This is a genomic window from Pigmentiphaga kullae (assembly GCF_004216695.1).
In the GTDB taxonomy this organism is placed as follows: domain Bacteria; phylum Pseudomonadota; class Gammaproteobacteria; order Burkholderiales; family Burkholderiaceae_B; genus Pigmentiphaga; species Pigmentiphaga kullae.
Window position 1 is genome coordinate 461,427 of the sequence record NZ_SGXC01000001.1, and the last position, 25,681, is coordinate 487,107.

Below are 25,681 nucleotides of genomic sequence, written 5' to 3' on the forward strand. Positions count from 1 at the left end.
ACGAAAACCGGCCGCAGGTCATTCGCCGGTGATGCCGGCATCCTTGACCACCTTGCTCCACTTCGCCGTCTCGGCCTGGACGAAGCCGGCAAAGGCCCGGCGGTCCAGGGGAGTTGCCTGTATTCCCTGGCCGAGCAGGCTCTCGGCCACCTCCCTGTCGGCCAGCGCGGCGTTCAACGTGCGGGACAACCTGTCCAGCACATCCGCGGGCGTATCCTTGGGCGCGAAGAGTCCCATCCACAATTCGGCGCGATAACCGGGCAATCCGGATTCGGCCACCGTCGGCACGTCGGGCAGCAGCGGCAGCCGCTGAGCGCCGGTTACCGCCAAGGCCTTGAGCACGCCGTTCTTGACGTAGGGCAGAACGGGCATGACCGACCCGAACTGCAACGCAATGGTGCCGTTGATCGTGTCGGTGACCGATTGCGCCGAGCTCTTGTAGGGAATGTGCGCCAACTGGATGCCCGCCTGATAGGCCAGCAATTGAGCGGCAAGATTGGCCATGCTGGCGTTGCCCGCCGAGGCGTAGGTGAGCTTGCCGGGCTGGGTCCGCGCCTCGGCGACAAAAGCGGCCAAGTCCTTGGCCGCGATGCGTGAGGCGCTGACCAGCACATAGGGCGAGGCGCCTATCAGGCCCACAGGCGCCAGGTCTCGGGCCGGATCGAAGGACATCTTGCTGTTCAAGCCGACCGACACGGATTGCGTGCTGACCGTGCCGAGCAGGATCGTGTAGCCATCGGGAGCTGCGCGCACGACCGCCTCGGCCCCGATCAGGCCGCTTGCTCCGACCCGGTTCTCGACGATGACGGGCTGCTTGAGCAATGCCCCCATGCGCAGGCCCACCACCCTCGCCGCCGAGTCGGTCGCGCTACCCGCCTGGAACGGCACGATCATCCGCACGGGCCGCTCCGGCCACGCATCCTGGGCCAGGACCGGCGTGCAAACGGCCGCCAATGCCGCCGCCGTGGCCCAACCCTCTGTGTATCGACTCATGGAATGTCCTCCTCTGGCGCAGTGGGCGCCTGTTTGTTCCAACCGCCTCTTGACCGCCTCAGCGCGCCAACGCCCGGTCAAGACCGGCGACCAGTTCCTCGAAATCGGCGGTGGCATTCAAACGAGGGCTGCCCGCCATGTGGGGAGTCAGCACGACCTGGGGATACCTCAGCAATTCGTCGTCGTCCTCGCCCGGCTCGCTCCAGAGCGTGTCCAGGCCCAGACCCGCGAGCGTTCCGTCGCGTAGCGCCGCCAGCGTCGCCTCGCGGTCCATGACCTGGGCACGCGACACGTTCACCACGCGCGCGCCTTTCTTGAGCTTGGCGAACCTGGCGGCATCCAGCAGCCTTTCCGTGGAAGGCGTGGCCGGCAATTGCGGCACGAGCCAGTCGCTTCGGCCCAGCAATTCATCCATCTCCAGATACTCGACCCCCAGCGCGGCTTCGTCCCCGGCCGCCAGCCGGGTGCGCTGGGTGTAGACGATGCGCATATCGAAGGCCCGCGCGCGCTGGGCGATTTCGCGCCCGATCTCGCCCATGCCGATGATGCCCATGGTCGCGCCGTTGAGCATGGAAATACCCGATACACGGGCCCAGTTGGAGCTCGGCGTGTGCGTCCGGTCGAACGGCGCGGGCCTGAAGCCTGCTTCGCGCAGGCGGCGAACCGTCGTGCGCCCGTTCAATTCCGCCAGCCGTTTGGCCAATGCCAGCACCATCATCATGGCCTGCTCCGCACAGGCGATGTTGGCGCGCCTGCGCAAGGTCAGCACCTCGACCCCCTGTCGCCCGCACGCTTGCACGTCGATGTTGCGGATCACCACGCCGTACTTCTGGACGGCGCGCAGCCGCGGCGCGAGTTCCAGTTCCCGGCGCCCCACCGTCAGCGATTCGACCAACACCGCGTCGGCCTGCGGCAGCGCCCTTTGCAGTTCCGAAGACGAGGCCACGAACACCACCGTTGCGGGAAAAATCCGCTGGCAGCGCGCGCGCACGGTGTCGAGCCAACCGCGGAAATCGGGAACGTCGTGGACGAAGAAATCTTCGAAGGCCGCGACACGGGCTGCCTCGGTGCAGGGGTCGAGAATGACGCCGAGGACGCGGGTGAATACGTCTTCTTCGACGACGATGCGGAGACTGGACATGTCACTTCCGATGATGAACGTGGATAGGTGCCGGCATGCGGCTATTCGGGATCGATTTCCAGCGCGTTGATGACGCGGGTGTGCATGTTGTAGGCGCCGACCAACACCGACAGCTCGACCATCTGGCGCTCGTCCAGAAACTCCCGCGCCTGGCGGAACACCTGCGCCGACACTTTCGCGCGGCGGGTCGATTCATCCACGTAGGCAATGACCGCCGCATCCGCCGCGCCGAACACGCCATGCGGCACGCTCGGCGCGCATAGGGCGTCGCATTCGGCGGCGGCCAGGCCGTCCCCGCTGGTGAAATGGCGGCGATGCACGTCGATCACGTAAGAAGCGCCGTTCAAGGCGGCAACGCGGAGAATCACCAGCTCGCGCACGCGGGCGTCGAGTCGCGTACTCCAGCGCACCGCGTTGATCAGCGCCATCCAGGCGCGCGCCACGTCAGGGCTGTGCAACAGCAGTCCATAGACGGGAATCAACTTGCCCCGGCGCTCCTGCCTTATCTGTCCGATCAACGCCGCCAGTTCGGGATGAGAACGCTCATCCACATAGGAAACCCTGGCCATCGTCTATCTCCGTCCCGTTTCATGGTCTTTTCATGGAGCAGATTTAAGCAGCCGGAAGCGTCATGATCGATAGCGTCGAATCGATGGCATTATTCATTCCATTCCATGATGCCGACCTTGGCAGGAGGCCCCGCATGCCCGGCCGCTCTCCGGTTTCTCCCGTCACCCTGCAGTTGCTCGTGCAGTTCGAAGCGCTGATACAGGAGCGCCACGTCACCCGCGCCGCCGAGCGCATGGGCATCAGCCAGTCCACGATGAGCGCGGCGCTGGCCAGGCTGCGCCGGCAGTTCGACGATCCGCTGCTGATCAGGACGGCCAAGGGCATGGTACCCACGGCCAAGGCCCTGGAACTGGCCAAACGCGTCCGGGTCGCACTGGAATTGCTCGAACCGGACCGCCTGCATGAACGCACGTTCCGCGCGCAGGAATCCGAGCGGCACTTCCGCATCCTCACCACGGAAGGCCTGGCACTGTTGCTCGCGCCCCCGATCGCCAATCATTTGCGGCAGCATGCGCCCCGCATCCGCCTCACGATCCAGCCTTCGGACATGCGCGGCACGGTTGAAGCGCTGCGGGACCAGGCATGCGACCTGACCATCGGCCACATCCTGCATCCGCCATCGGACCTCAGGAAGAAGCTCATCTATCCCCAGGCGGCGTGCTGCATCGTCAGCGGCCGGCATCCCGAGATCGACGGACGCATCACCTTGCGGCAATTCCTCAAGTATCCCCACGTGGTCTGGGGCGCCGACGAAACCTCTTATCGATCCATCGAGACTTCGGTGGCACGCGCCCTGGGCAACGCCAGGCATCCGCTCAAGCACGCCATCCGGGTGCCGAACATCCTTATCGTGCCTGCGGTGGTGGCGGCCACGGACATGATCGCCACCGTCCCTCTGCGCATCGCCCGCGAAGCCGCCGAGCGGCTGGACATCCAGGCCGTCCAGCCGCCCTTCAAGCTCGCCAATCCGGACATCAGCATGTACTGGCACGAATTGAACCACCGGGACCCAGCCCATATCTGGTTCCGGCAATCGATACAGACGATCGCCCAGGCGGTGCGAGCGCCCCTGAGCGAACGTGCCGGCGCTAACGCGCCGAGTCGCCCCACCGGTAGACCTGCGTGAGCTCGTCCAGCCGCTGCTTCAGCCCCGCGTCCAGCACGTAGTCGGCCGCCGCCAGCGTATCGTCCAGTTGGTCGGGCCGGCTTGCGCCCAGCAGCGGGGCGGTAACCAGCGGGTTGGCCAGCACCCAGGCCACCGACAGCGTCGTCAGCGGCACGCCGGCCTCCTTCGCCAGCGCCTGCAACGCGTCCACCGTGTCGAAATACCGGTCGGCCCAATAGCGTTCCTGATAGCGCTCGGCCGCGGTGCCCAGCGTGAAGCGGGTGCCTTCGGTGGGCGCGCCGCGGCGATGCTTGCCGGTCAGCAGCCCGCCGGCCAGCGGGTTGTACGGGATCACGCCCAGGCCCTCTTCCTGCGCCAGCGGCAGCAGTTCGCGCTCGATCTCGCGGAACAGCAGGCTGTAGCGGGGCTGCACCGAGACGAAGCGCACGAGGCCATGCAGCTCGGATTTCCCCAGCGCACGGGCCAGGCGGTACGCCAGGAAATTCGACACGCCCACGTAGCGGGCGCGGCCGGAACGCACGATGGTATCCAGGGCTTCCAGGGTCTCGTCCAGCGGGGTGCGCGTGTCGTCGCCGTGCAGTTGATAGAGGTCGACGTAGTCCGTCTGCAGCCGTGCCAGCGAGGCGTCGATCGCATCCAGCAGATGTTTGCGCGACGAACCCTGGTCCCACGGATGCGGACCGGTCCGGCCGAAGGCCTTGGTCGCCACGACGAAGCCGGCGCGCCGGCCCGGCGCGTCGCGCAGCCAGCGGCCCAGGATTTCTTCGGTGGCGCCTATCGTGTTCAAGCCGCCGCCCAGCGGATAGACGTCGGCGGTGTCCAGGAAGTTGATGCCGCCCTGGGCGGCCTTGTCCAGTATCTGGCGGGCGACGGATTCCTCGGTCTGCAGGCCGAAGGTCATGGTGCCGAGCGCGAGGCGGCTGACGGTCAGGCCGGTGCGGCCCAGGCGGGTGGTGGCCAAGGTCATGGTGGATGCGTCGGTGGAGAATGGAAGGAACCGACTATGCTAGAACACCCCGGCGCTTCCTGGAACCAATCCCTGGAAGTAAGGATATGTCGTGTCGGCGTCTCGCCCTCGGCCGGAAGGCCCATCCGTTGGCGTTACACTGCCTTCATATGACCGCCAAGTTGCCTGCTTCCGACTCCCCCAGCCTCTCTTCCACCCCCGACTCGCCCTGCGTGGCGGTGTGCTCCACCCTGTTCGACGACATCTGCCGCGGATGCGGCCGCACCGCCATGGAAGTGGCCAACTGGGTGCAGATGAGCCCCGAGGAGAAGCAGGTGGTCTGGCAGCGGATCCGGGCGCAAGGCTATCCCCGGCGCAAGGGCTGACCGGCTGCGCCTTGTCACGGCCCCCGCGTCATGACAGTCTTCGGCCTGTCACATGCCGCAGGCTAAATAGGCGCCATCGCACCGACTTCCACCGCCCATGCGCATCGTCCTCGTCACGGATGCCTGGCATCCGCAAATCAACGGCGTCGTCCACACCTGGACGTACATGCAGAAGACGCTGACGTCCTGGGGCCACGAACTCATCATCGTCAGCCCCGTCGGCAGCCGCACCATCCCCACCCCCACCGAACCCGACGTGCGGCTGTGCGTGGAACCGCGCCGGCACCTGCTGCGCACGCTGGCGGGCCGCGCGCCCGATACCCTGCACATCGCCACCGAAGGGCCGCTGGGCCTGGCGGCGCGGCGGCTGGCGCGGCAGCGGGGATGGCGCTACACCACTTCCTTCCACACCATGTTCCCGGACTATCTCCAGGCGCGGATGGGCATCCCGGCGAACTGGACCTGGCGCTTCATGCGCTGGTTCCACCGGCCCTCGCAGCGCGTGCTGGTTCCGACTCCCACCGTGCGCGACACGCTGGCGGCCAAGGGCCTGGGCAATCTCCACATCTGGGCGCGCGGCGTGGACACCGAGCGCTTCCGGCCCGAAGCGGGCAACGCGCTGCCCTACCCCGGCCCCATCTTCCTGAGCGTGGGCCGCCTGGCCAGGGAAAAGAACCTGGATGCCTTCCTGTCCCTGGACCTGCCGGGAACCAAGGTGGTCGTGGGCGGCGGCCCGGACGAGGCCAGGCTGCGGCGCAAGTTCCCCGGCGCGGTGTTCCTGGGCATGAAGCCGCACGGCGAGCTGGCGCGCTACTACGCCGGCGCCGACGTGTTCGTCTTTCCCAGCCAGACCGATACCTTCGGCCTGGTCATGCTGGAGGCGATCGCCTGCGGCACGCCGGTGGCCGCCTATCGCAGCGAGGCACCGATGGCGGTCGTAAGCGAAGGACGCACCGGCGTCCTGCACGACGACCTGCGCGCGGCCTGCATGGGGGCGCTGGAACTGTCGGGCACCGACATCCGCCAGCACGCGCTGGAGCACAGCTGGACCGCCATCGCCGCCCGCCTGCTGGAGTTGCAGGTGCCGGCCGATCCGAAGCGCGAGAAGGCCGACCTGGACTGGTATCCGCAAGGCGCGGTGTAGCGGCCCTGAGGGTCAGGCGCCGGGCGTTCCTTCCCGAAGCGCGATGTCCAGGTCGACCAGCACCGGAGCGTTGCGCGGCAGCTCGCTCACGCCGATGACGGAACGCGGATGGCGCCCGCTATCGCCGAACAGCGCCACCAGCAGCTCGGACCCTTCGTCGGCCAGCTCCGACCACCGCCCTCGCGCGCGGCCAACCTGGAAGAAGTAGTTCACGCGCAGCACCCGGTCGACGCCGGCCAGCGAGCCGCCGGCCAGGTGCCGCACCCACGCCAGGGCGTGCAGCACGCACAGCCGGACGGCCTCGCGCCCCATGCCGGCACCCACCGACTCGCCCACGACCCCCTGGGCCAGGAGCGTATCGGCCCCGGTCTTGGGGATCTGTCCGGCGACGTGGACGGTATCGCGGTGCCGGATCGCCGGCGCGTACGAGAAAAGCGTCGGCGTGGGCGGCGGCAGCGCCAGCCCCAGCGCGCGCAGGCGCTCATCGGCATTCGGCATGGACGTCTCCTAGCGCTTCGTGGGCTTGAAGCCCACTTCCCGGGCCAGCTTGGCCCAACGCTGGTTCTCGGCCTCGACGAAGGCCGCGAACTGGGCGGCGGATCCGCCTTTCACCGACACGCCCTGCTCTTTCAGGCGCGCCGCGACCTCGGGCGACTTGAGCGCGCGGTTGAACGCCGCGTTCAGGGCCTCGACCACCTCGCGCGGGGTAGCGGCGGGCGCCACGATGCCTTGCCAGGACGTAATGTCCAGGCCTTCCAGGCCGGCTTCCTTGTAGGTCGGGATCTCGGGCGCGATCTCGATGCGCGTGGGCGAGGTCACCGCCAGGGCCTGGATCTTCCCGGCCCGGGCATGCGGCAACAGCGTGATGACCGGATCGAGCAGCAGATCGATATGTCCGCCCAGCAGGTCGTTGATGGCGGGCGCGCTGCCCTTGTAGGGCACGTGCGTCATCCGCGTACCGGCCCGTGCGTTGAAAAGCTCGCCCGCCAGGTAGGTCGAACTGGACGCCGAACCGAAGGTCAGCGCGCCCGGCTTCTGTTTGGCCAGCCGGATGAACGCGGCCAGGTCGGCTGCCGGCAGGCCGGGCTTGGCGGCGATGATGTAGGGCTGGTCCGCCAGCATGACGACGGGCGTGAAGTCGCGGCTCGCGGAGTAGGGCAGGTCCGAGTATTGCAGCTCGTTGATGGACATGACCGGCAGGTTCGCCACCAGCAGCGTGTAGCCGTCGGGCGCGGCCCGCGCCACGTGTTCCGCGCCGATGATGCCGCTGGCGCCCGGCTTGTTGTCGACCACCACGGGCTGGCCGATGTCCTGGGCCACCTTCTGGCCCACCGTGCGCGTCACGAGATCGGCCACGCCGCCCGGGGGAAAGGGCACGACGAGATGGATCATCCTGCTGGGAAAGGACGCCGCCTGGGCGCCCGCGGCACATGACAGCGCCAGGACGGCGGCGGCTACGCGATACATGGACATGAAAGGTCTCCTTCTTCGTTGTTCAGGCCGCGGCGACCGCGACGATTTCTATATCGCACCCGGGCGAAGCCAGCGCGGCCTGCACCGTGGCGCGGGCCGGGGCCTGGCCGGCGGCGACCCAGGTATCCCGGACTTCGTTCATGGGCGCGAACAGCGCCATGTCCCGCAGGTATATCTGGCAGGACAGCAGCCGGGTGCGATTGCTGCCCGCGCCTTCCAGCAGCCCGTCGATCATGCCCAGCACTTCGGCCGTCTGCTCGCGGATGTCGCGCCCGCGGGTTTCCTTGGGCACCTGGCCCGCCAGGTACAGGACGCCATTGAAGACCGAGATTTCCGACATGCGCGCGCCGGGTCCGATTCTCTGGATGCCCATCACGCCGCCTCCCGCGCGTCGGCCTGCATGGGCCCGAAGCCCGCCTCGAAAAAGCGCAGCCAGTTCTCGCCCAGCACCCGCGCGGTATCCCGTTCCGAGAAGCCCACGGCGCGCAGTCCGGCCTCGATCCGTGCCATGTCACGGCTGTCGCGGAACCAGTCGGGCTGCGGCGGGAACCCCGGCTGCGCCGCCGACCCCTCGCCGTAGTCCATCCGCTTGGTGTAGCGCCCCATTCGCATCCACTGCACGACGGAGTCCGGCTGGTCCTGGCACAGGTCCGAGCCTATGCCCAGCGCCTCGATCCCCGCCAGCTCGGCGGTACGGGCCACCATTTCGCAAAACGCTTCCAGGCTGCAGGCGGACTTGTCCTTCAGGTGATGGGGATACAGCGAAAAACCCAGCATGCCGCCGGACGCGGCCAGCGCCTTGATGACCCTGTCCGACTTGTTGCGCAGCGCGGGCGCCCACGCATGCGGGTTGGCGTGGCTGACGACGATGGGGCGCTGCGACAGTTCGATCGCTTCGAGCGTCGAGCGCTCGCCCGAGTGGCTCATGTCGATCACCAGGCCGACGCGGTTCATCTCGCGTATGACCTCGCGCCCCATGCGCGTGACGCCGCCGTCGTTCGCTTCATAGCAGCCGCTGGCCAGCAGCGACTGGTTGTTGTAGGTCAGCTGCATGAAGCGCACGCCCAGCGTGTGCAGCACTTCCACCAGCCCGATGTCGTCCTCGATGGGCGAGGGATTCTGGCATCCGAACACGACCGCCGTGCGCCCTTCGTCGCGCGCCCGGCGCACGTCGCCGGCGCTGCGGGCCAGCACGATGAGCTCGGGAAAAGCCTCGAACCAGCGGTTCCAGCGTTCGATGACCTGCACCATTTCGCGGAAGTTCTCGTGGTACGCGATGGTGACGTGCACGGCGTCCAGGCCGCCCTCCCGCCATTGGCGGAAGATCTTCTCGGACCAGTTGTTGTATTGCAGCCCATCGATGCGAAAGGGATGCGTCCTGTCGTTGCCCATTCCCGGTTCCAGCTCCTGCGTCATTGATGGCGAAACTGTAGAGATCCAGGCAGAATTCAGTCAAACTAAAATATATTCAATGAATTCAAATTTTCCTTAAATGAAGATCGATCAACTACGGACTTTCGTCGCGGTGGTGGACACGGGCGCGCTGGTCGAGGCGGGCGACCGGGTCGGCCGCACGCCCGCCGCGCTGTCGATGACCCTGAAGCAGATCGAATCGGAACTGGGCGGAGCCCTGTTCGAGGGCGAACGCAAGAACCGGCTGACGCCGCTGGGCCGGCACGTGCATCTCCAGGCGCAGCGGGCGCTGCATGCCTTCGATGCCGCGCTGGCCCAGATGCGCGGCTACGCGCAGGGCGGCCAGGGCATCGCCCGGATCGCCGCCGTGCCGTCGGCGGCCACCCGTCTGCTGCCGGCCGCCATTGCCCGCATGCGGGCGACCCGCCCCGGCGTGCGCATCGACCTACGGGACATCGATTCGGCGGCAGTGATCCAGGCCGTTTCCGCCGGCGTCGTCGACTTCGGCATCGCCACGGCGCCCGCCTCCAATGCCGACCCGGACCTGAAGGCCGAACCGCTGCTGAAGGATCCCTTCGTGCTGGTCTGCCCCGCCGGGCACCGCCTGAACGCGCTGAAACGGCCGGTCCGCTGGCGCGACATCGATCCGGCCGAGTTCATCGCCAACGGCCTGTGTTCGCGCTTTTCCTCGCCCGAACTGTCGCGCCTGGTGGAACAGGCGCCGCTGAACCTGCACAACACCACGTCGCTGCTGACCTTCGTGGCCCAGGGCTTCGGCGTCACGCTGCTGCCGACCATGGCCGTCACCGCCAGCCGGACCGTCCGCCTGCTGCCCCTGGCCGACCAGGGCGCAACCCGCAGCCTCGACCTGATCACGCTGCGCGACGCCAGCCTGAGCCCGGCGTCCCAGGCCATGCTGGACCTGGTCCTGGACTGCAGCCGCACCATGGCCGCCACGATCTGAATCGCGGAATCGGGGCCGCTTGCTCAGATTTGCTCAGATAAAGATGCGATGCCCCCCTTATCCTTGCATTCTTGACTATCGGTCCATAGGCATGGACGGCAGGTCGAGAGAACTGACGTCGAAGGCAGCATTCCATGCAGGTTACCCATCCATCGCCAGCGCAGCCGGCCCTCCCTCTCTCCTTTCCCGCCCCGCCGCCCGCTTACGTCGACATGCCCGGACCCGGCGCCCGGGCCCTGGCGTTCCAGCCTGTCTCGTCGCTGCTGGATGGCACGCGCAACCTCTACCAGAGCGTCACGTCCCGCCTGCTGGCATCGCCCGACGACGACGCGCGGGACGCGCCCGGCCTTGCGCTTGTCCAGGCCGTGATGGCGGTCCTGCGTGACCACCCCTGGATCACGCTGGGCTGCTCCGTCTCGCCGGACATGCTGGCCGACGAAGCCGGCTGGGCCCCCCTGCTGGACGAACTGCGCGCCGACAACCGGCTCGCCCGGCGGCTGGTGATCGAACTGGCCCAGAGCGACGACAGGCTGGAATCGCGGCAAGCCCTCGGCCTTGCCGGCCGGCTGCGCAAACTGGGCTGCCTGCTGGCCATCGACGATTTCGGCGCGGCCGGCGGCACCGTGGACTTCCTGCTCGATGCCCGTCCCGACATCGTCAGGATCGCTCCGGCATACCTGCATCGCGCGCGCCGCCTGCACGGCGTGGGCGGCACCTCCGGCCTGATCCGCCTGTGCCGCCGGCTGGCGCCGGCGGTCGTCATCCAGGGCGTGGACGATCCCGCCGACCTGCTGCGTCTGCCGCGCGAGGCGGGCGTATGGATCCAGGGCGTCCTGGCGGGCCTTCCCGCGCTGCATGCTCCCTGGCTGCGGCCCAGCCCGTGGCGCCTGGCGGCCTGCGCGGGCGAACGTCACTGACCGGACCGCCACCATGACCGCCGCCCCCGCCCGGAACGAACCGGCCGCCCCCGCGGCCAAGGCCCGCCCCGCGCGCAAGACGCCGCGCCGCAGCGCCAAGCGCATCCCCCGCAATGACTTCGCCCTGGCCGTCGCCTCGCCCTCCCCCCCGCCCGCGCGCACCAACAAGCGCGTGCTGGTGGCCGACATGGGCAAGCGGTTCTGCGCCGATGTCTGCGACTTCCTCAGCCAGCAGGGCTGCCATGCGCGCGCCGTGCACGACCGGCGGCACCTCGTCCAGGTCCTGGCCGAATGGCAGCCGACGACGCTGTTCCTGAACGTCTCCCTACCGAACCTCGATCTGGGAGAACTGACGCCGCTATACCCCCACTTGCCGCGGGACTTCCAGATCGTCCTCCTGCTCGAGCCCGGCGTCCCCTTCACCTTGTCCGTTCCGCCCAAGACGCCATGCCTAGCCCGTCACCTCAAGTCCCCGTGCCTGACGGATCTGCGCCACTTCCTGTGACCCGGCAGGCCGCCGGCGCCACCGGCGGGGCGGGCCACGTCCGGGGCGACCGGCGACCGCCGGCCGGATTGCGCCGCCTCCTGTCCAGGCTTGTCCGCGACTACCTCCATGGCATGAAGCGCCACGAGCGCTATCTGATGGACCCCGTCCATGGCCGGTCGCCGTCGCTGCGGCCCGCCGCGCGGCGCTGGCCGGCCGGCAGCGGCCCCCGCTCCATGACCGCTCCCCGGGCCTTTTCCTTCCAGGGCATCGAACGCGTCCTGCCGGATTCGCGCGGCTGGCATCATCAGCCCTGGGGCCAGGACTGGATCGGCCAGTTGCACCGCTTCGACGACCTGAACGCCGCCGACGCCGAGCAGCGACGGGAGTGGCACCGGGCGCTGGTATTGAACTGGGCGGTCGCCAACGGTCCGGGCCGCGGCCCCGGATGGGAGGCGCCCAGCCTGGCGCCCCGCATCGTCAACTGGATCAAATGGGACCTGCGCGGCGGCGGGCTGGCCAGCGAGACCACCCGCCGCAGTCTCGTGGTCCAGGTCCGCTACCTGCGCCACTTCTTCTCGCGCCAGTGGCGCGACGGTTCTCGTCCGGACATCGCCAAGGCGCTGATCTTCGCCGGCAGCTATTTCGCCGACAGCCGCGAATCGCGCGCCTGGCTGCGCAAGGGCTTGCGAGCCTTGAACACGCTGGCGCCCACCGACCTGTCCACCGAAGACCTGCGGGACCTGGCGCTGCTATCCCTGGTCTACCCGGACCTGCATCCGCCGCACGGCCACCGCTGACGCCTTACGCAACCCCGGCGGGCAGCGGCGATGCGTCGGCATGCTCGATCATGGCAGCCAGCAGGAGATCGGTCAGTTCGGCGCGCCGGCTTGCCGCGCCCGGATCGTCCCAAAGATTGCGCAGCTCCAGCGGATCCTTTTCCAGGTCATAGAGTTCGCACAGCGCCCGGTCGTCCGACTGCGTGATCCGCCACTGCCCGGTCAACAGCGTGCGCAGGCGGAAGCGCCGCGGACGTCCGAACTGGAACATGACCGGCTCGTTCTCGACCAGCACGCCCGGCCGCGGCAGCGGGGCGCCGCGCTCCAGCGCCTCGCGCAGGCTCAGGCCCTGCATGCCGTTGTAGGCGGCGATGCCCGCCCGGTCGAGCACGGTCCCGGCGATGTCCAGGGTCCCGGCCGGCGCCTCGCAGACCGTTCCGCGCCGGGTTTCCGGCAGCGCGGGGTCGCTCCAGATGAAGGGCACCCTGACTACGCCCTGATAGTGCATGGGCCCCTTCAGCATCACGCCGTGGTCCCCCATCATGTCGCCGTGGTCGCTGGTGAAGATGACGAGGGTGTTCTCGCGCAGCCCCAGGCGGTCCAGCGTCGCCATCACGCGGCCGACCTGCTCGTCGATCAGGCCGATCATGCCGTAGGTCAGGGCCGTGATCTCGCGGCACTCGCGTTCGGAAACGGGGAAGGCCGTATAGCCTTCGCGCGTGCCGCCGCCGCGGCCGTAGTCGTGCACACCCCGCACCAGCGGCGAGCCGCCGGGCGCATGGAACGACGCCGGCAGCGGCACGTCCGCCGGATCGTACAGGTCCCAGAACCGCCCCGGCGGCGTGAAGGGGTGGTGCGGATCGGGAAAGGAGCACATCAGGAAGAACGGCGCCGCCGGCCCGGCTTGCGCGGCCAGGGACTCCAGCCAGCCGCAGGCACGCTCGCCGATGTAGGACGACGGATAGAGCGCCTCCGGCACGCGCGTGCGCCAGGCCTGCGGCGCCCCGCCCCCCTGGGCGGGCAGCGCGTGGTCCCGCCCGCGCAGGCTGTCGGGATCCGGATGGCGCTCGGCCAGCCAGCGGGCGTAGTCACCCTGCACCTGGTCGCCGTGCAGCGTGCACAGTTCGACGTGATCGAAGCCGTAGTACGGCGTATCCACCCGCTGCCGGCGCCCCGCCTTCCAGTCCGGCGTCCATTCGTTGCCGTAGCCTTCGCCCATGCGCGGCCGCTTGGTGGCGTCGCGCAGGCCTTCGGCGGGCGACCGGCGCCCCTCCACGGGCCGCCAGTCGCGCTTGTCGGGATGGTCGTAGCCGAAGCATTGCAGGTGCGACTTGCCGATCAACGCTGTGGCATAGCCCGCGTCGCGCAGCAGCTCCACGAAGGTGGTCTGGTCCAGCGACAGGTTGATGCCGTTGTGGACCACCCCGTGCACCGACGGCAGGCGCCCCGTCATCAACGTCGCGCGGTTGGACATGCAGGTCGTGCTGGCGGCGTAGAAGCGCTCGGCGCGCACGCCCGCAGACGCCAGCGCGTCGATGTGGGGCGTGCGCAGCACGGGGTTGCCGTAGCAGCCCAGGTGGTCGGCCCGGTGCTGGTCGGTGATGAAGATCAGGATGTTGGGGACGGACATGGCTCAGTCCGCCTGGATCTTGAAGCGTTTCACGATCTCGCCGTAGCGCTCGTAGTCTTCGCGCGTGGCCTTGGCCAGCACCTCGCGGGGTCCGCCCGCCACCAGTTCGCCGCGCTGCCTGAAGTGCTCCACGGCATCCGGTTCGCGCAGGGCCGCGTTGATCTGCGCGTTCAGCCGGTCGGCCAGCGCGGGCGCCATGCCTGCCGGACCGTAGACGCCGAACCAGATGTTCACGAACACGCCCGGGAAGCCCTGCTCCGCCATCGTGGGCAGGTCGGGGATCAGCGGGCTGCGGCGCTCGTCCACGACTGCGAGCGGCACCAGCCGTCCGCTCTCGATGTAGGGCTTGGCGCCGCCATAGCCCAGATAGATCAGCTTGACCTGCCCGCCCAGCGCGTCGTTCAGCGCCGGCCCCACGCCACGGTACGGAGAATGCAGCAGCGACAGCCCGGCGGCGCGGTTGAACAGTTCGCCGGCGATGTGCATGGGCGAGCCGTTGCCGGAGGTCGCGTAGGCCAGCGGCGGCCCGCTCCGGGCAAGCTCGGCCAGTTCGCGGGCGTTCTTCACGCCCAGGCCGGGATGCGCCAGCAGCAGCATGGGCGTGGAGGAAATCATCGCGATGGGCGTGAAGTCCCGCTGCACGTCGAAGGTGTAGCCCAGGTTCCGGGGCAAAACGTGTGGAGCCATGGCGAAAGTGTTGGCCGTGACCAGCAGGGTGTAGCCGTCGGGCTCGGCGCGCGCCACGATGCCGGTGCCTATGCTGCTGCCTCCGCCGGGACGGTTGCTGACCACCACCGGCTGGCCCCAGGCCTTGCCCAGCTTCTCGCTCAGCAGCCGGGCGATGGGATCCACACCGCCCCCGGGCGGGAAGGGCACGACGAGCGTCACCGCCCTGGCGGGAAACCCCTGGGCCATCGCGGGCCGGGGCGGCAGCCCCCCGCCCGCCAGCCAGCAGGCCGTCAGCCCGGCTCCCGCGCGCAGCCCCGCCCGCCGGCCGGGCCGCATGCCGTCCCTGCGCTTGCCATCCATGCTTGATCTCCCCAAAGGCGTTCGATGCAAGCGCAGTCTAGGGTGGTCGATATTTATCGTGTAGTGGATAATCGCTTGAATCACTTTCAAGCTGCATTTGCAAATATGGACCACCTGCGGCTCATCGTCACGTTCGCCCGGGCGGCGGAAGCGGGCAGCTTCAGCAAGGCGGCCCGCACGCTGGGCGTCACGCCGCAGGCCGTCAGCGCCCAGATCAGACAGCTCGAACAACAGGTGGGCGTGCGCCTGTTCTACCGCACCACCCGCAGCATCAACCTGACCGAGGAAGGCCGGGCCTTCCACGAACGCTGCCGGGTCGGCATGGAAACCATCCAGGGCGGGCTCGATGTCCTGCGCGACCGCACCGAACAGATGGTGGGTACGGTCAGGCTGGCGCTGCCCTATGCCATCAGCTATGAACTCGTCGCGCCGTTGATGGGCCGCTTCCTGGACCGCTATCCCCAGATCCGGGTCGACATGCTGACCCTGAACCAATTGCCGGACGTGGTCGAGCACGGCGTGGACGTGGGCATCATAGGCGGCGAGCTTCCCAGCAGCTCGCTGGTCGCCCGCAAGGCCGGGGCCTTCAACCACGTGCTGTGCGCCTCGCCGGCCTACCTGGACGAATGGGGCGTGCCGGACCACGTGGACGCGTTGCGCGGCCATCGCTGCGTGCTGCTGCGCCATCCCCGCACTGGCAGGCTCTGGCCCTGGACCTTCCAGTCGGGCGGCGACATCGTCACGCTCAATCCCGAGGGCGCGCTGTCGGTGCAGGACGCCGAAAGCCAGCACCGCGCGGTGCTGCACGGCGCGGGCATTGGCCAGATCGCCAGCTACTACGCGGCGCCGCACATCCGCGCGGGCAGGCTGCGTCCGGTGTCCATCGGCTACGTCTCGCGCCAGGTCGACGTCCATCTCTACCTGCCCCAGCGCGACCACATCCCCCTGCGCTGCCGGGCGCTGGCTGACTATCTGCTGGCCGGACTCAAGCGCAATCCGGACCTGGTTCCGGCAACATTCTGATGCCCGAATCCCGCGCCGCGCGCCCTCGCCTGTCATGCCGGCGACGCGGGAACCCGCTACAATGCCAGCCACCTGAGGAGCGTTGCGACGACCGGCATCCCCGCCAGGCCGCCAGGCTCAGGTAACGGATCGGCCGCGGCCCGCCAGGGCGGCACCGGTCCACGGCAACGGCGCTCGCCCCACATCCTGCCCCTTGCAGGCCATGCGGCGAGCCTTCCCGGCTCACGCCGCGGCGTCAAAGGGCAAGCACTTTGGAGTCCTCATGAACGCTGTACCCAACGCCCAGACCCCCGACTACCGCATCGCCGACATCGCCCTGGCCAACTGGGGCCGCCGCGAGATCAGCATCGCCGAAACCGAGATGCCCGGCCTGATGGCGATCCGCGAGGAATTCGCCGCCACCCAGCCGCTCAAGGGCGCCCGCATCGCCGGCAGCCTGCACATGACCATCCAGACCGCCGTGCTGATCGAGACGCTCAAGGCCCTGGGCGCCGACGTGCGCTGGGCCTCGTGCAACATCTTCTCGACCCAGGACCACGCCGCCGCGGCCATCGCCGCCTCGGGCACGCCGGTGTTCGCGGTCAAGGGCGAAACGCTGGCCGACTACTGGGAATATACCCACCAGATCTTCGAATGGCCGGCCGGCGCCCACGCCAACATGATCCTGGACGACGGCGGCGACGCCACGCTGCTGCTGCACCTGGGCACCCGCGCCGAGCAGGACGCCACCGTGCTGGCCAAGCCCGGCAGCGAAGAGGAAGTCGCGCTGTTCGACTCGATCCGCAAGACCCTCGCGCGCGATCCGAAGTGGTACTCCACCCGCCTCGCCCAGATCAGGGGCGTGACCGAGGAAACCACGACCGGCGTGCACCGCCTCTACCAGATGTCCAAGAAGGGCGAGCTGGCCTTCGCCGCGATCAACGTCAACGACTCGGTCACCAAGTCCAAGTTCGACAACCTGTACGGCTGCCGCGAATCGCTGGTGGACGGCATCAAGCGCGCCACCGACGTCATGGTCGCGGGCAAGGTCGCCGTGGTGTGCGGCTACGGCGACGTGGGCAAGGGCTGCGCCCAGGCGCTGGCCGCGCTGCGCGCCCAGGTGTGGGTGACGGAAGTCGATCCCATCTGCGCGCTGCAGGCCGCGATGGAAGGCTACAAGGTCGTGACCATGGACTACGCGGCCGACAAGGCCGACATCTTCGTCACCGCCACCGGCAACTACCACGTCATCACGCACGAGCACCTGGTCGCGATGAAGGACGAGGCCATCGTCTGCAACATCGGCCACTTCGACAACGAGATCGACGTCGCCTCGCTCAAGCAGTACAAGTGGGAAGAGATCAAGCCCCAGGTCGACCACATCGTCCTGCCCTCGGGCAAGCGCATCATCCTGCTGGCGCAGGGCCGGCTGGTGAACCTGGGCTGCGCCACCGGCCACCCGTCGTTCGTGATGTCGTCCTCGTTCGCCAACCAGACCATCGCGCAGATCGAGCTGTGGACCCGCAACGAGAACTACGCCAAGGGCGAGGTCTACGTGCTGCCCAAGCAACTCGACGAGAAGGTCGCGCGCCTGCACCTGAAGAAGCTGGGCGTCCAACTGACGCAGTTGCGCGCGGACCAGGCCGCCTACATCAACGTGCCGGTCGAGGGCCCCTACAAGCCCGAGCACTACCGCTATTGATCGTTCCCTTCCGGGGCTCCCCGCCCCGGAACGCCCCACCCTTTTCCCTCTGGCAAGGAGTTCGCGATGACCCTGTTACTCGTCTGGTTGCTCAACGCCGTGGCACTGCTGGTCGTGGCCTATCTGCTGCCCGGCATCACCGTGGCGAGCTTCGGTTCGGCGCTGATCGCGGCGCTGGTGCTGGGCCTGCTCAATTCGCTGGTCAAGCCGGTGCTGGTGCTGCTGACGCTGCCGATCACCGTGGTCACGCTGGGCCTGTTCCTGATCGTGCTGAACGCGCTGCTGTTCTGGTTCGCCGGTTCGATCCTGAAGGGCTTCCAGGTCAACGGTTTCTGGTGGGCCGTGATCGGGGCGGTGCTCTACAGTCTGATCTCGGGCCTGTTGTCGGCCATCGTGCCGAACTGACCCTTTTCCTACAGGTTGCCCGCAAGTGAGTTCATCCTTATCTCCCGACGCGGCGGCTGACGCCGCGCCGGTCTACAGCCTGGAGTTCTTCCCGCCGCGCGACATCGCGGCGCAGGAACGGCTGGTGCGCACGGCCAAGCAGCTGCAGGGCCTGCATCCCCATTTCGCCAGCGTGACGTTCGGCGCGGGCGGTTCGACCCGCGACGGCACGATGCTGGCGGTATCGATGTTGCAGAAGCTGGGCTACGAGGCCGCGCCGCACCTGTCGTGCATAGGTTCGACGCCCGAGAGCCTGCGCGACATTCTCTATGCCTACCGGCAGGCCGGGATCCGGCGGCTGGTGGCCCTGCGCGGGGACATGCCGTCGGGCATGGGCGACATGGGCGAGCTGCGCTATGCGCGGGACCTGGTGGAGTTCATCCGCCGGGAAACGGGCGACTGGTTCCATATCGAGGTGGCGGCGTATCCGGAGATGCATCCGCAGGCCCAGGGGCCGGAGGCGGACCTGGACCGGTTCGTGGAGAAGATGCAGGCGGGCGCGGACAGTGCGATCACGCAGTATTTCTTCAACGCGGATGCGTATTTCGATTTCGTGGACCGGGCGACGGCGAAGGGGGTGTTGGCGCCCATCGTGCCGGGAATCATGCCGATCACGAATTACACGCAGCTGGCGCGGTTCTCGGACATGTGCGGGGCGGAGATTCCGCGGTGGATACGGTTGCGGCTGGCGTCGTACGGGGATGACCGGGCTTCGATCCGGGCGTTCGGGCACGATGTGGTGACGGAGTTGTGCCAGACATTGCTGGATGGGGGAGCGCCGGGGTTGCATTTCTATACGATGAACCAGGCGGATGCTACGCAGGCGGTTTGGAAAGAGTTGGAGCGGTGACGGTCGTTCGAGTTCTTCTTTAGACGGTTGTTTCCGGCCTTGGGGCGTCTTATGGTGTAGCGGGTCTAGCGCCCTGGTCGGTGGTGTGGGGGCCGGGAATACAACCTTCTTCGGTGATGATGGCGTCGAGCCGCATGTCGTGCGGCTCGGGTACGTGCACGTCGGGGGCCAGGCGGCCGCAGGCGTAGGCGATGCCCAGGGCCAGGGTTTCGTGGCCGCCCTGGCGCAGGGCGGCCAGGGTGCGGTCGTAGTAGCCGCCGCCGTAGCCGATGCGGTCGCCGTCGACGGTGTAGCCCAGGGTGGGGACCAGGACGATGTCGGGGGTACGGGGACCGGTGGACTGGGGTTCGGGGATGCCGTAGGCGCCGGGGGCCATGGGGGTGTCGGGCGTCCAGGCGCGGAACTCCAGGGGGGCGGCCTTGGTCAAGATCACGGGTAGGGCCAGTTCCAGCCGGTCGTCGCGGGCCCAGGCCCGCAAGGCGGGGCGCAGGTCGGGTTCGTCGCCGATGGGCCAGAATGCCGACAGCACCACGCGCCTGCCGCCCCGCGGGGCCGCGGCCAGGTAGTCGTGTATCCTGCCTTGCAGGAGGCCGGCGATGCGGGCGTCGGCCGCGGCGCGCTCGGTGGCGCTCATGGCCGCGCGCAGGGCGCGCAGGCGTGGGCGCAGCGCGGCGGCGGTGGCCTCTCTGGGCTTTGTGGGTTTACCCGATGCTATTCTTGCTGCCATGGCCTATTCAGCTCTCTTCAACAGAATCCGCATTACAGCACTTGCCGCCGTGCTGGCAAGCGCCGCCATGGGCTCGGCCTGCGCGCAGGTCTCGGCGCCCGGGTCCGACGACGCCCTGCTGGCGGCGCGGACCGCGGTGCAGACGGGCAACTGGGACATCGTCCGGTCGCTGATCCCGCGGCTGGAAGGCCATGTGCTGGCGGCCTATCCGCAGTACTGGGTGCTGCGGCAGCAGTTGAACGATCCGCGCAAGCCGCTGCCCGAGTCCGAGCTGAACGAGTTCGTCAACGCCCACCGCGGCACCTACCTGGCGGAACGGCTGCGCGGCGAATGGCTGCTGGCCGCCGCCAAGCAGGCCGACTACGCCACGGTGCGCACGCTGGCCGACACCACGGTGAATACGCCGCAAGTGGACTGTGCGGTGCTGCTGGCCATGCATGCGCGCGGCGAGCGGATCACGGCCCAACTGGCCATGTCCAAGTTCGAGCCGGGCGACAGTTGCTGGTCGCTGTACGACCGGCTCCAGGCCGACGGCGTCATGCAATGGGACGACTTCGCCGCGCAGATGCGCAACCTGCTCGAGACCAACTCGCTGGCCAATGCCCGGCGCATGGCGCGCTACGTGTTCGACCCCGCGCAATTGAAGACGCTGAACGGCGTGCTGGACCAGCCCATGATCTGGCTGGTGCGGCAGAACACGCTGCCGCGCGACCGCGCCGGCCGCGAGCTGGTGGTGACCGCGCTGAGCCGCCTGGCGCGCAACGACCTGCAGGTGGGCTACGACTATTTCGAACGCAGCTGGGCACGGCAGTTGCCGGCCGACGATGCCAGCTGGGTGCGCAACCAGTTCGCGCTGCAGGCCTCGTTCAAGCTCGATCCGATCGCCGTCGCCTGGTATCGCGCCGGCGAAGGCGGCAGGCTGACCGAATACAACCAGGGCTGGCGCGCCCGCATGGTGCTGCGCCAGCAGCCCGTGGACTGGCGCACGCTGAACCGCTACATCGAGCAGATGCCCGCGGCCATGCGCGAGGACCCCACCTGGGTCTACTGGCATGCGCGCGGCCTGGTCGCGCAAGGCGCCGTGCAGGAAGGCCAGGCGCTCTACCGCAGCATCGCCGGGCAGTTCAACTTCTACGGCCAGCTGGCCGCCGAGGAACTGGGCATCGCCACCACCATTCCGACGTCTTCCGCCCCGATCACGCCGGACGAACTGGCCAAGGCGCAGTACAACCCGGGCCTGCAACGCGCGGTCGCGCTGTTCCGGCTGGGCTGGCGCACGGAAGGGGTGCGCGAATGGAACTACGCGCTGCGCGGCATGAACGACCGGCAGTTGCTGGCCGCCGCCCAGCTCGCCCACCGCGAGAACCTGTACGACCGCGCGGTCAACACCGCCGAGCGCACGCGCGACCAGCACGATTTCAACCTGCGTTTCCTCACGCCCTTCCGCGACCAACTGGTGGACAAGTCGCGCGAGATCGGCGTGGACGCGACCTGGGTATATGGCCTGATCCGCCAGGAGTCGCGCTTCGTCATGGATGCCCGCTCCAGCGTCGGCGCCTCCGGCCTGATGCAGCTGATGCCGGCCACCGCCAAGTGGGTGGCGCGCCGCATCGGCATGAGCGACTACGCGCAGCACCGCGTCAACGACATGGACACCAACCTGACCCTGGGCACCAGCTATCTGCGCATCGTACTGGACGACCTGGGCGGGTCGCCCCTGCTGGCCTCGGCCGGCTACAACGCCGGCCCCCGACGGCCCCATACCTGGCGCTCGACCCTGCCGGGGCCGGTGGAAGGCGCGATATTCGCCGAGACCATTCCCTTCACCGAGACCCGCGACTACGTCAAGAAGGTGCTGTCCAACGCCACCTACTACGCGGCCCTGTTCACGGGACAGCCGCAATCGCTCAAGGCCCGGCTGGGAACGGTCGCCCCGCAGACGGTGGAGACCACCGCGATACCCTGAGGAAGCGCACGCCATGACCATGATCTATCCACGCATACTCGTGCTGGGCGGTTCGGGCTTCATCGGCAGCCACCTGGTCGCCCGCCTGGCGGCCCAGGGCCGCAAGCTGCTGGTCCCGACCCGCCGCTACATGAGCGCCCGCCACCTGCTGCCGCTGCCCACGGTGGACATCGCCCAGGCCGACCTGTCCGACGACGCCACCCTGAACCGCCTGGTCCAGGGGTGTGACGCGGTCATCAACCTGATCGGCACGCTGCATGGCGAGCGCGGCACGCCCTACGGCAAGACTTTCCGCAAGCTGCACGTCGAGCTGCCGGAACGCCTGGCCCGGGCCTGCGTGGCGCATGGCGTGACCCGCATGCTGCACATGAGCGCGCTGGGCGCGGATTCCCACGGCGCCAGCATGTACCAGCGCTCCAAGGGCGACGGCGAGACCGCCGTGCGCGGCGTGTTCGATGCCTGGCCCCAGGGCGCGCTGACCATCTTCCGGCCGTCGGTGGTATTCGGCCCCGACGATCGCTTCCTCAATACCTTCGCCGCACTGGCCCGCTGCTTCCCGGTGCTGCCGGTGGCGGGCGGGTCGGCGCGCCTGCAGCCCATCTACGTGGGTGACCTGACCGAAGCCATGGTCAACGCGCTGGGCGACCATCGCACCTACGGCAAGACCTATGCCGTGGCCGGGCCGCAGGCGTATACGCTGCGGGATCTGGTCGAGAAGGCCGCCGCCTGGAGCGGCCATCCCCGCCGCGTGCTGCCGCTACCCATGGGCCTGGGCAAACTCCAGGCCGCCGCCATGGAGATGCTGCCCGGCACGCCGCTGATCACGCGCGACAACCTCGATACCCTGACGCGGGATGCGGTCCTGGACGGGCCGCTGGCACCGGAACTGGGCATCCACCCCAGTTCGCTGGAAGCGCTGGCGCCCGATTACCTCGGTCAGGGCGAACACACGCGCTTCGACATGTTCCGCATGCGCCATGGCCGACGCTGACCTCGCCCGGCCGGCGCCGGGTCCCGACCCGGCCACCGACGGACTCGAGGTCTTCGTCGTGGGCGGCGCCGTGCGCGACGCTCTGCTGGGCCTGCCCGCAGGCGACCGCGACTGGGTGGTCGTGGGCGCCACGCCGGAACAGATGTCGGCCCGCGGCTTCGTGCCCGTGGGCGGCGACTTCCCGGTCTTCCTGCATCCGGCCACGCGCGAGGAATACGCGCTGGCCCGCACCGAACGCAAGTCGGGGCGCGGCTACAAGGGCTTCACCTTCCACACCGGCCCCGAGGTCACGCTGGAGGACGACCTGGGCCGGCGCGACCTGACCGTCAACGCCATCGCCCAGACGCCCGACGGCCGCCTGATCGACCCCTACGGCGGCCAGGACGACCTGCGCGCCCGGCGCTTTCGCCACGTCGGCCCGGCCTTCGCCGAAGACCCGGTGCGCATCCTGCGGCTGGCGCGCTTCGCGGCCCGCTTCCACGACTTCGAGGTGGTGCCCGAGACCCTGGCGCTGTGCCGCCGCATGGCCGCCGAGGGCGAGGTCGACGCCCTGGTGCCCGAACGCGTCTGGCGCGAGCTGTCGCGCGGCCTGATGCAGGAGCGGCCTGCGCGCATGCTGCAGGTGCTGGCCGACACCGATGCGCTGCCGCGTGTCGCGCCCGGCCTGGCGGTGGATGGGCAATTACTGGCCGTCCTGGACCAGGCCGCCGACGCGGGGCTGCCGCTGGCCTCGCGCTACGCCCTGCTGTGCTCGGACAGCGCCGACCCGGCCGGATTGGGCAGGCGGCTGCGCGCCTCGAACGACTGCAACGACATGGCGCGCCTGCTGCAACTGGCCCTGGCCGAACTGCCGCGCGCGGGCCGGGACCCCGAACGCGTGCTGGCCCTGCTGGAACGCGCGGACGCCCTGCGCAAGCCCGAGCGTTTCGAACAATTGCTGGCCGCCGCGCAACAGCGGATGCCGGTGGACGCGGCGCAGTGGACGGCGTGGCGGGATACGGTCAGGGCGGTCGACGCCGGCGCCATCGCCGCCCGGCACGCCGACCGGCCCGGCGGCATCCGCGAGGCCGTGCGGGCCGCCCGGCTGGCGGCATTGGGCGGCACTTAAGCGGCACTTAAGACAGCGCGGCTAACGTGGCAGCGTTGCCACGTGGATGCCCGCCATGTCTCTTGCCATGCTCCGCCCCGACGACCCGGCCGCAGACACCGGCCCGGCCCCCCGCGACATCCGCGGACAACTGCGCCTGGGCGCCACATGGCGGCTGCTCAAGCCCTACTGGATATCCGGCGACCGCAAGGCGGCGCTCGGCCTGCTGGCCCTGGTCGTCGGCCTGAACCTGGCCCTGGTGGCCGCCAACGTCTGGCTGACCAACTGGAACCGCGTCTTCTACAACGCCCTGGAAGCGCGCGACTTCGCGGCGTTCAAACTGCAACTGGCGCACTTCTGCGCAATCGCGGCGGCGTTCATCGTCATCGCCGTCATGAAGCAGTTCTACACCATGATGCTGGAGATGCGCTGGCGCACCTGGCTGACCGGGGAATGGCTGCGGCGCTGGACCTCGGGGCAGGCGTACTACCGGGTGGAGCAGTCGCACGGCGCCGACAACCCCGACCAGCGCCTGGCCGAGGACCTGCGCACCCTGGCCAGCACCAGCCTGACGCTGTCGCTGGGGCTGCTGAACTCGGTGGTGACGCTGCTGTCTTTCGTCACGCTGCTGTGGACCATATCGGGGCCGCTGGTCTTCGCGCTAAGCGGCCGGACCATCGCCATACCTGGCTACATGGTGTGGTTCGCCGTGCTGTATGCCGCCGCCGGATCCTGGCTGACCCACAGGATAGGCAAGCCGCTGATCGGCCTGAGCTTCCGCCAGGAGCAGACCGAGGCGGATTTTCGCTACGCGCTGATGCGGCTGAACGCCGAGGGCATCGCGCTGTACGGCGGCGAACCCGCCGAGCGTGCGGGGCTGCATGGGTCTTTCGGCCACATCCGCGAGAACTGGCGCTGGCTGATGGTCTACACGCGCCGGCTGGTGTTCGTGAACTCCGGCTATGGGCAGGTGGCGATCGTCTTTCCGCTGATCGTGGCCGCCCCGCATTATTTCTCCGGCGCCATCACGCTGGGCGTACTGATGCAGATCGCCTCGGCCTTCGGCCAGGTCCAGGGCGCGCTGTCGTGGTTCGTGGACGGCTATGCCTCGCTGGTGGGCTGGCAGGCCGCCGCCAACCGCCTGCTGGACTTCCAGTCCGCGCTGGGGGCGGCCGAAGCCGAGCACGCGGCGCGCGATGGCCTGCGCGGCATCGCGCTGTTCGACCGCGAAGATACCCGCGCGCCGGGCGCCATCGCCGCCAGCGCATTGGTGCTGGCCCTGCCCGGCCAGGGCGGGGGGCGGACGCTGACCGAGCCTTTCTCGATGACGTTGCGGCCGGGCGAACGGGTGCTGGTGACAGGCCCCTCGGGCGCGGGCAAGAGCGTCCTGTTCCGCGCCATGGCCGGCATCTGGCCCTACGGCCGGGGCACCATCGAACGCCCCGCCGCCGCGCGCATCCTGTTCCTGCCGCAGCGCAGCTACGTTCCCGCCGGCACGCTGGCCGCCGCGCTGGACTATCCCTCGCCGCCCGGCACCCACGACGACGCCACCCTGGCCGCGCTGCTGCGCGATTGCCGGCTGGAGCGCCTGGCCGGCCTGCTGCAACGACGCGACAACTGGGGGATGCGGCTGTCGCCGGGCGAACAGCAGCGCCTGGCCTTCGCCCGCGCCATCCTGCAGCGGCCCGACTTCCTGTTCCTGGACGAGGCGACCTCGGCGCTGGACGAGGAAACCGAGGCCGCCATGTATGCCCTGCTGGTCGAGCGGCTGCCGCGCGCGGCCATCGTCAGCATCGCCCACCGCAGCACGGTCGCCCGCTGGCACGGCCGCCACCTGCGCTACCGTCCCGTCCATGCGGCGGGAGATGGGCCTCGCTACCTGCCGGCCGACGAGGCGCTGCCGCGCCCAGCCTAGGC

At 69.0% G+C, this 25,681-nt stretch carries 26 protein-coding genes and 1 riboswitch; of the genes, 15 read left to right on the plus strand and 11 right to left on the minus strand.

The features are described 5' to 3' along the window. Positions 1–18: 18 nt before the first annotated feature. The 3 genes from EV675_RS02270 to EV675_RS02280 are packed head-to-tail and all read right to left on the minus strand — an operon-like array spanning position 19 to position 2,703. A complete protein-coding gene (locus EV675_RS02270; RefSeq protein ID WP_165404391.1) occupies positions 19–993 on the minus strand; it encodes a Bug family tripartite tricarboxylate transporter substrate binding protein in 975 nt (324 codons plus the stop codon). Positions 994–1,051: 58 nt separating this feature from the next. After that, on the minus strand, positions 1,052–2,134 hold the full coding sequence (locus tag EV675_RS02275) for a 2-hydroxyacid dehydrogenase (protein WP_130355802.1): 1,083 nt from the start codon (positions 2,132–2,134) through the stop codon (positions 1,052–1,054). A gap of 41 nt (positions 2,135–2,175) precedes the next feature. Beyond that, a complete protein-coding gene (locus EV675_RS02280) occupies positions 2,176–2,703 on the minus strand; it encodes a carboxymuconolactone decarboxylase family protein (RefSeq protein ID WP_130355803.1) in 528 nt (175 codons plus the stop codon). Positions 2,704–2,837: 134 nt separating this feature from the next. On the opposite strand from EV675_RS02280, the gene EV675_RS02285 reads away from it, so the two are divergent. Next, on the plus strand, positions 2,838–3,830 hold the full coding sequence (locus EV675_RS02285; RefSeq protein WP_165404392.1) for a LysR family transcriptional regulator: 993 nt from the start codon (positions 2,838–2,840) through the stop codon (positions 3,828–3,830). On the opposite strand, the gene EV675_RS02290 is transcribed toward EV675_RS02285, so the two are convergent. Then, complete coding sequence (locus tag EV675_RS02290; protein WP_130355805.1) at positions 3,793–4,797, minus strand: aldo/keto reductase; 1,005 nt, start codon at positions 4,795–4,797, stop codon at positions 3,793–3,795. The two genes, EV675_RS02285 and EV675_RS02290, sit on opposite strands and share 38 nt — an antisense overlap. Positions 4,798–4,946: 149 nt before the next feature. Here EV675_RS02290 and EV675_RS02295 point away from each other — a divergent pair, with 149 nt between their 5' ends. Continuing rightward, positions 4,947–5,162, plus strand: a complete 216-nt coding sequence (locus tag EV675_RS02295; protein ID WP_130355806.1) for a DUF1289 domain-containing protein — start codon at positions 4,947–4,949, stop codon at positions 5,160–5,162. Positions 5,163–5,259: 97 nt separating this feature from the next. Continuing rightward, on the plus strand, positions 5,260–6,306 hold the full coding sequence (locus EV675_RS02300) for a glycosyltransferase family 4 protein (protein ID WP_130355807.1): 1,047 nt from the start codon (positions 5,260–5,262) through the stop codon (positions 6,304–6,306). 12 nt (positions 6,307–6,318) lie between these two features. Here the strand turns inward: EV675_RS02300 and EV675_RS02305 are convergent, their stop codons facing one another. The 4 genes from EV675_RS02305 to EV675_RS02320 are packed head-to-tail and all read right to left on the minus strand — an operon-like array spanning position 6,319 to position 9,171. Beyond that, positions 6,319–6,804 (minus strand): RidA family protein, encoded by a 486-nt coding sequence (locus EV675_RS02305; RefSeq protein WP_130355808.1) that lies wholly within the window; start codon positions 6,802–6,804, stop codon positions 6,319–6,321. Between the two features lie 9 nt (positions 6,805–6,813). Further along, positions 6,814–7,779 carry a Bug family tripartite tricarboxylate transporter substrate binding protein gene (locus EV675_RS02310; protein WP_130355809.1) on the minus strand — a complete coding sequence of 322 codons (966 nt, stop codon included), beginning with the start codon at positions 7,777–7,779 and terminating at the stop codon, positions 6,814–6,816. A gap of 22 nt (positions 7,780–7,801) precedes the next feature. Beyond that, entirely contained in the window at positions 7,802–8,152 is a 351-nt protein-coding gene (locus EV675_RS02315) for a RidA family protein (protein WP_130355810.1), read from the minus strand. Then, positions 8,152–9,171, minus strand: coding sequence for a membrane dipeptidase (locus EV675_RS02320; RefSeq protein WP_130355811.1), 1,020 nt, complete (start codon positions 9,169–9,171; stop codon positions 8,152–8,154). The genes EV675_RS02315 and EV675_RS02320 overlap by 1 nt, the downstream gene beginning before the upstream one ends. Before the next feature lie 100 nt (positions 9,172–9,271). Between EV675_RS02320 and EV675_RS02325 the strand changes: the two genes are divergently transcribed. The 4 genes from EV675_RS02325 to EV675_RS02340 all read left to right on the plus strand — a co-directional run bounded on the left by EV675_RS02325 (position 9,272) and on the right by EV675_RS02340 (position 12,357). After that, the gene (locus tag EV675_RS02325; protein WP_130355812.1) at positions 9,272–10,156 is read left to right on the plus strand and encodes a LysR family transcriptional regulator; all 885 of its coding nucleotides are present in this window, start codon (positions 9,272–9,274) and stop codon (positions 10,154–10,156) included. Positions 10,157–10,368: 212 nt separating this feature from the next. Continuing rightward, complete coding sequence (locus EV675_RS02330) at positions 10,369–11,073, plus strand: EAL domain-containing protein (RefSeq protein WP_165404393.1); 705 nt, start codon at positions 10,369–10,371, stop codon at positions 11,071–11,073. A 13-nt stretch (positions 11,074–11,086) separates the two neighbouring features. Next, positions 11,087–11,578: a response regulator gene (locus EV675_RS02335; protein ID WP_087838709.1), complete on the plus strand. Its 492-nt coding sequence runs from the start codon at positions 11,087–11,089 to the stop codon at positions 11,576–11,578. Next, on the plus strand, positions 11,575–12,357 hold the full coding sequence (locus EV675_RS02340; protein WP_130355813.1) for a hypothetical protein: 783 nt from the start codon (positions 11,575–11,577) through the stop codon (positions 12,355–12,357). The genes EV675_RS02335 and EV675_RS02340 overlap by 4 nt, the downstream gene beginning before the upstream one ends. Positions 12,358–12,361: 4 nt before the next feature. Here EV675_RS02340 and EV675_RS02345 read toward each other — a convergent pair whose 3' ends face one another. After that, positions 12,362–13,966 (minus strand): sulfatase family protein, encoded by a 1,605-nt coding sequence (locus EV675_RS02345; protein ID WP_130355814.1) that lies wholly within the window; start codon positions 13,964–13,966, stop codon positions 12,362–12,364. Positions 13,967–13,969: 3 nt separating this feature from the next. Next, positions 13,970–14,995 carry a Bug family tripartite tricarboxylate transporter substrate binding protein gene (locus EV675_RS02350; RefSeq protein WP_242621308.1) on the minus strand — a complete coding sequence of 342 codons (1,026 nt, stop codon included), beginning with the start codon at positions 14,993–14,995 and terminating at the stop codon, positions 13,970–13,972. A gap of 105 nt (positions 14,996–15,100) precedes the next feature. On the opposite strand from EV675_RS02350, the gene EV675_RS02355 reads away from it, so the two are divergent. The 4 genes from EV675_RS02355 (at position 15,101) to metF (ending at position 18,993) form a co-directional block, all read left to right on the plus strand. Beyond that, positions 15,101–16,018 (plus strand): LysR family transcriptional regulator, encoded by a 918-nt coding sequence (locus tag EV675_RS02355; protein ID WP_165404394.1) that lies wholly within the window; start codon positions 15,101–15,103, stop codon positions 16,016–16,018. Positions 16,019–16,086: 68 nt separating this feature from the next. After that, positions 16,087–16,201, plus strand: a riboswitch (S-adenosyl-L-homocysteine riboswitch). Between the two features lie 79 nt (positions 16,202–16,280). Beyond that, on the plus strand, positions 16,281–17,699 hold the full coding sequence (gene ahcY, locus EV675_RS02360; RefSeq protein ID WP_130355816.1) for an adenosylhomocysteinase: 1,419 nt from the start codon (positions 16,281–16,283) through the stop codon (positions 17,697–17,699). A gap of 66 nt (positions 17,700–17,765) precedes the next feature. Beyond that, positions 17,766–18,104 carry a phage holin family protein gene (locus EV675_RS02365; protein ID WP_130355817.1) on the plus strand — a complete coding sequence of 113 codons (339 nt, stop codon included), beginning with the start codon at positions 17,766–17,768 and terminating at the stop codon, positions 18,102–18,104. A gap of 25 nt (positions 18,105–18,129) precedes the next feature. Further along, entirely contained in the window at positions 18,130–18,993 is an 864-nt protein-coding gene (gene metF, locus EV675_RS02370; RefSeq protein WP_130355818.1) for a methylenetetrahydrofolate reductase [NAD(P)H], read from the plus strand. Between the two features lie 49 nt (positions 18,994–19,042). Here the strand turns inward: metF and EV675_RS02375 are convergent, their stop codons facing one another. Then, positions 19,043–19,720, minus strand: a complete 678-nt coding sequence (locus EV675_RS02375) for a 5-formyltetrahydrofolate cyclo-ligase (RefSeq protein WP_130355819.1) — start codon at positions 19,718–19,720, stop codon at positions 19,043–19,045. A gap of 49 nt (positions 19,721–19,769) precedes the next feature. Here EV675_RS02375 and EV675_RS02380 point away from each other — a divergent pair, with 49 nt between their 5' ends. The 4 genes from EV675_RS02380 to EV675_RS02395 all read left to right on the plus strand — a co-directional run bounded on the left by EV675_RS02380 (position 19,770) and on the right by EV675_RS02395 (position 25,679). Then, entirely contained in the window at positions 19,770–21,686 is a 1,917-nt protein-coding gene (locus tag EV675_RS02380) for a lytic transglycosylase domain-containing protein (protein WP_242621309.1), read from the plus strand. A gap of 13 nt (positions 21,687–21,699) precedes the next feature. Then, the gene (locus EV675_RS02385) at positions 21,700–22,677 is read left to right on the plus strand and encodes a complex I NDUFA9 subunit family protein (RefSeq protein ID WP_242621310.1); all 978 of its coding nucleotides are present in this window, start codon (positions 21,700–21,702) and stop codon (positions 22,675–22,677) included. Continuing rightward, a complete protein-coding gene (locus EV675_RS02390) occupies positions 22,664–23,785 on the plus strand; it encodes a tRNA nucleotidyltransferase/poly(A) polymerase-related protein (protein ID WP_130355820.1) in 1,122 nt (373 codons plus the stop codon). The genes EV675_RS02385 and EV675_RS02390 overlap by 14 nt, the downstream gene beginning before the upstream one ends. Positions 23,786–23,852: 67 nt before the next feature. Beyond that, positions 23,853–25,679 (plus strand): ABC transporter ATP-binding protein/permease, encoded by a 1,827-nt coding sequence (locus EV675_RS02395; protein WP_242621417.1) that lies wholly within the window; start codon positions 23,853–23,855, stop codon positions 25,677–25,679. The last annotated feature ends 2 nt before the right edge of the window (positions 25,680–25,681 follow it).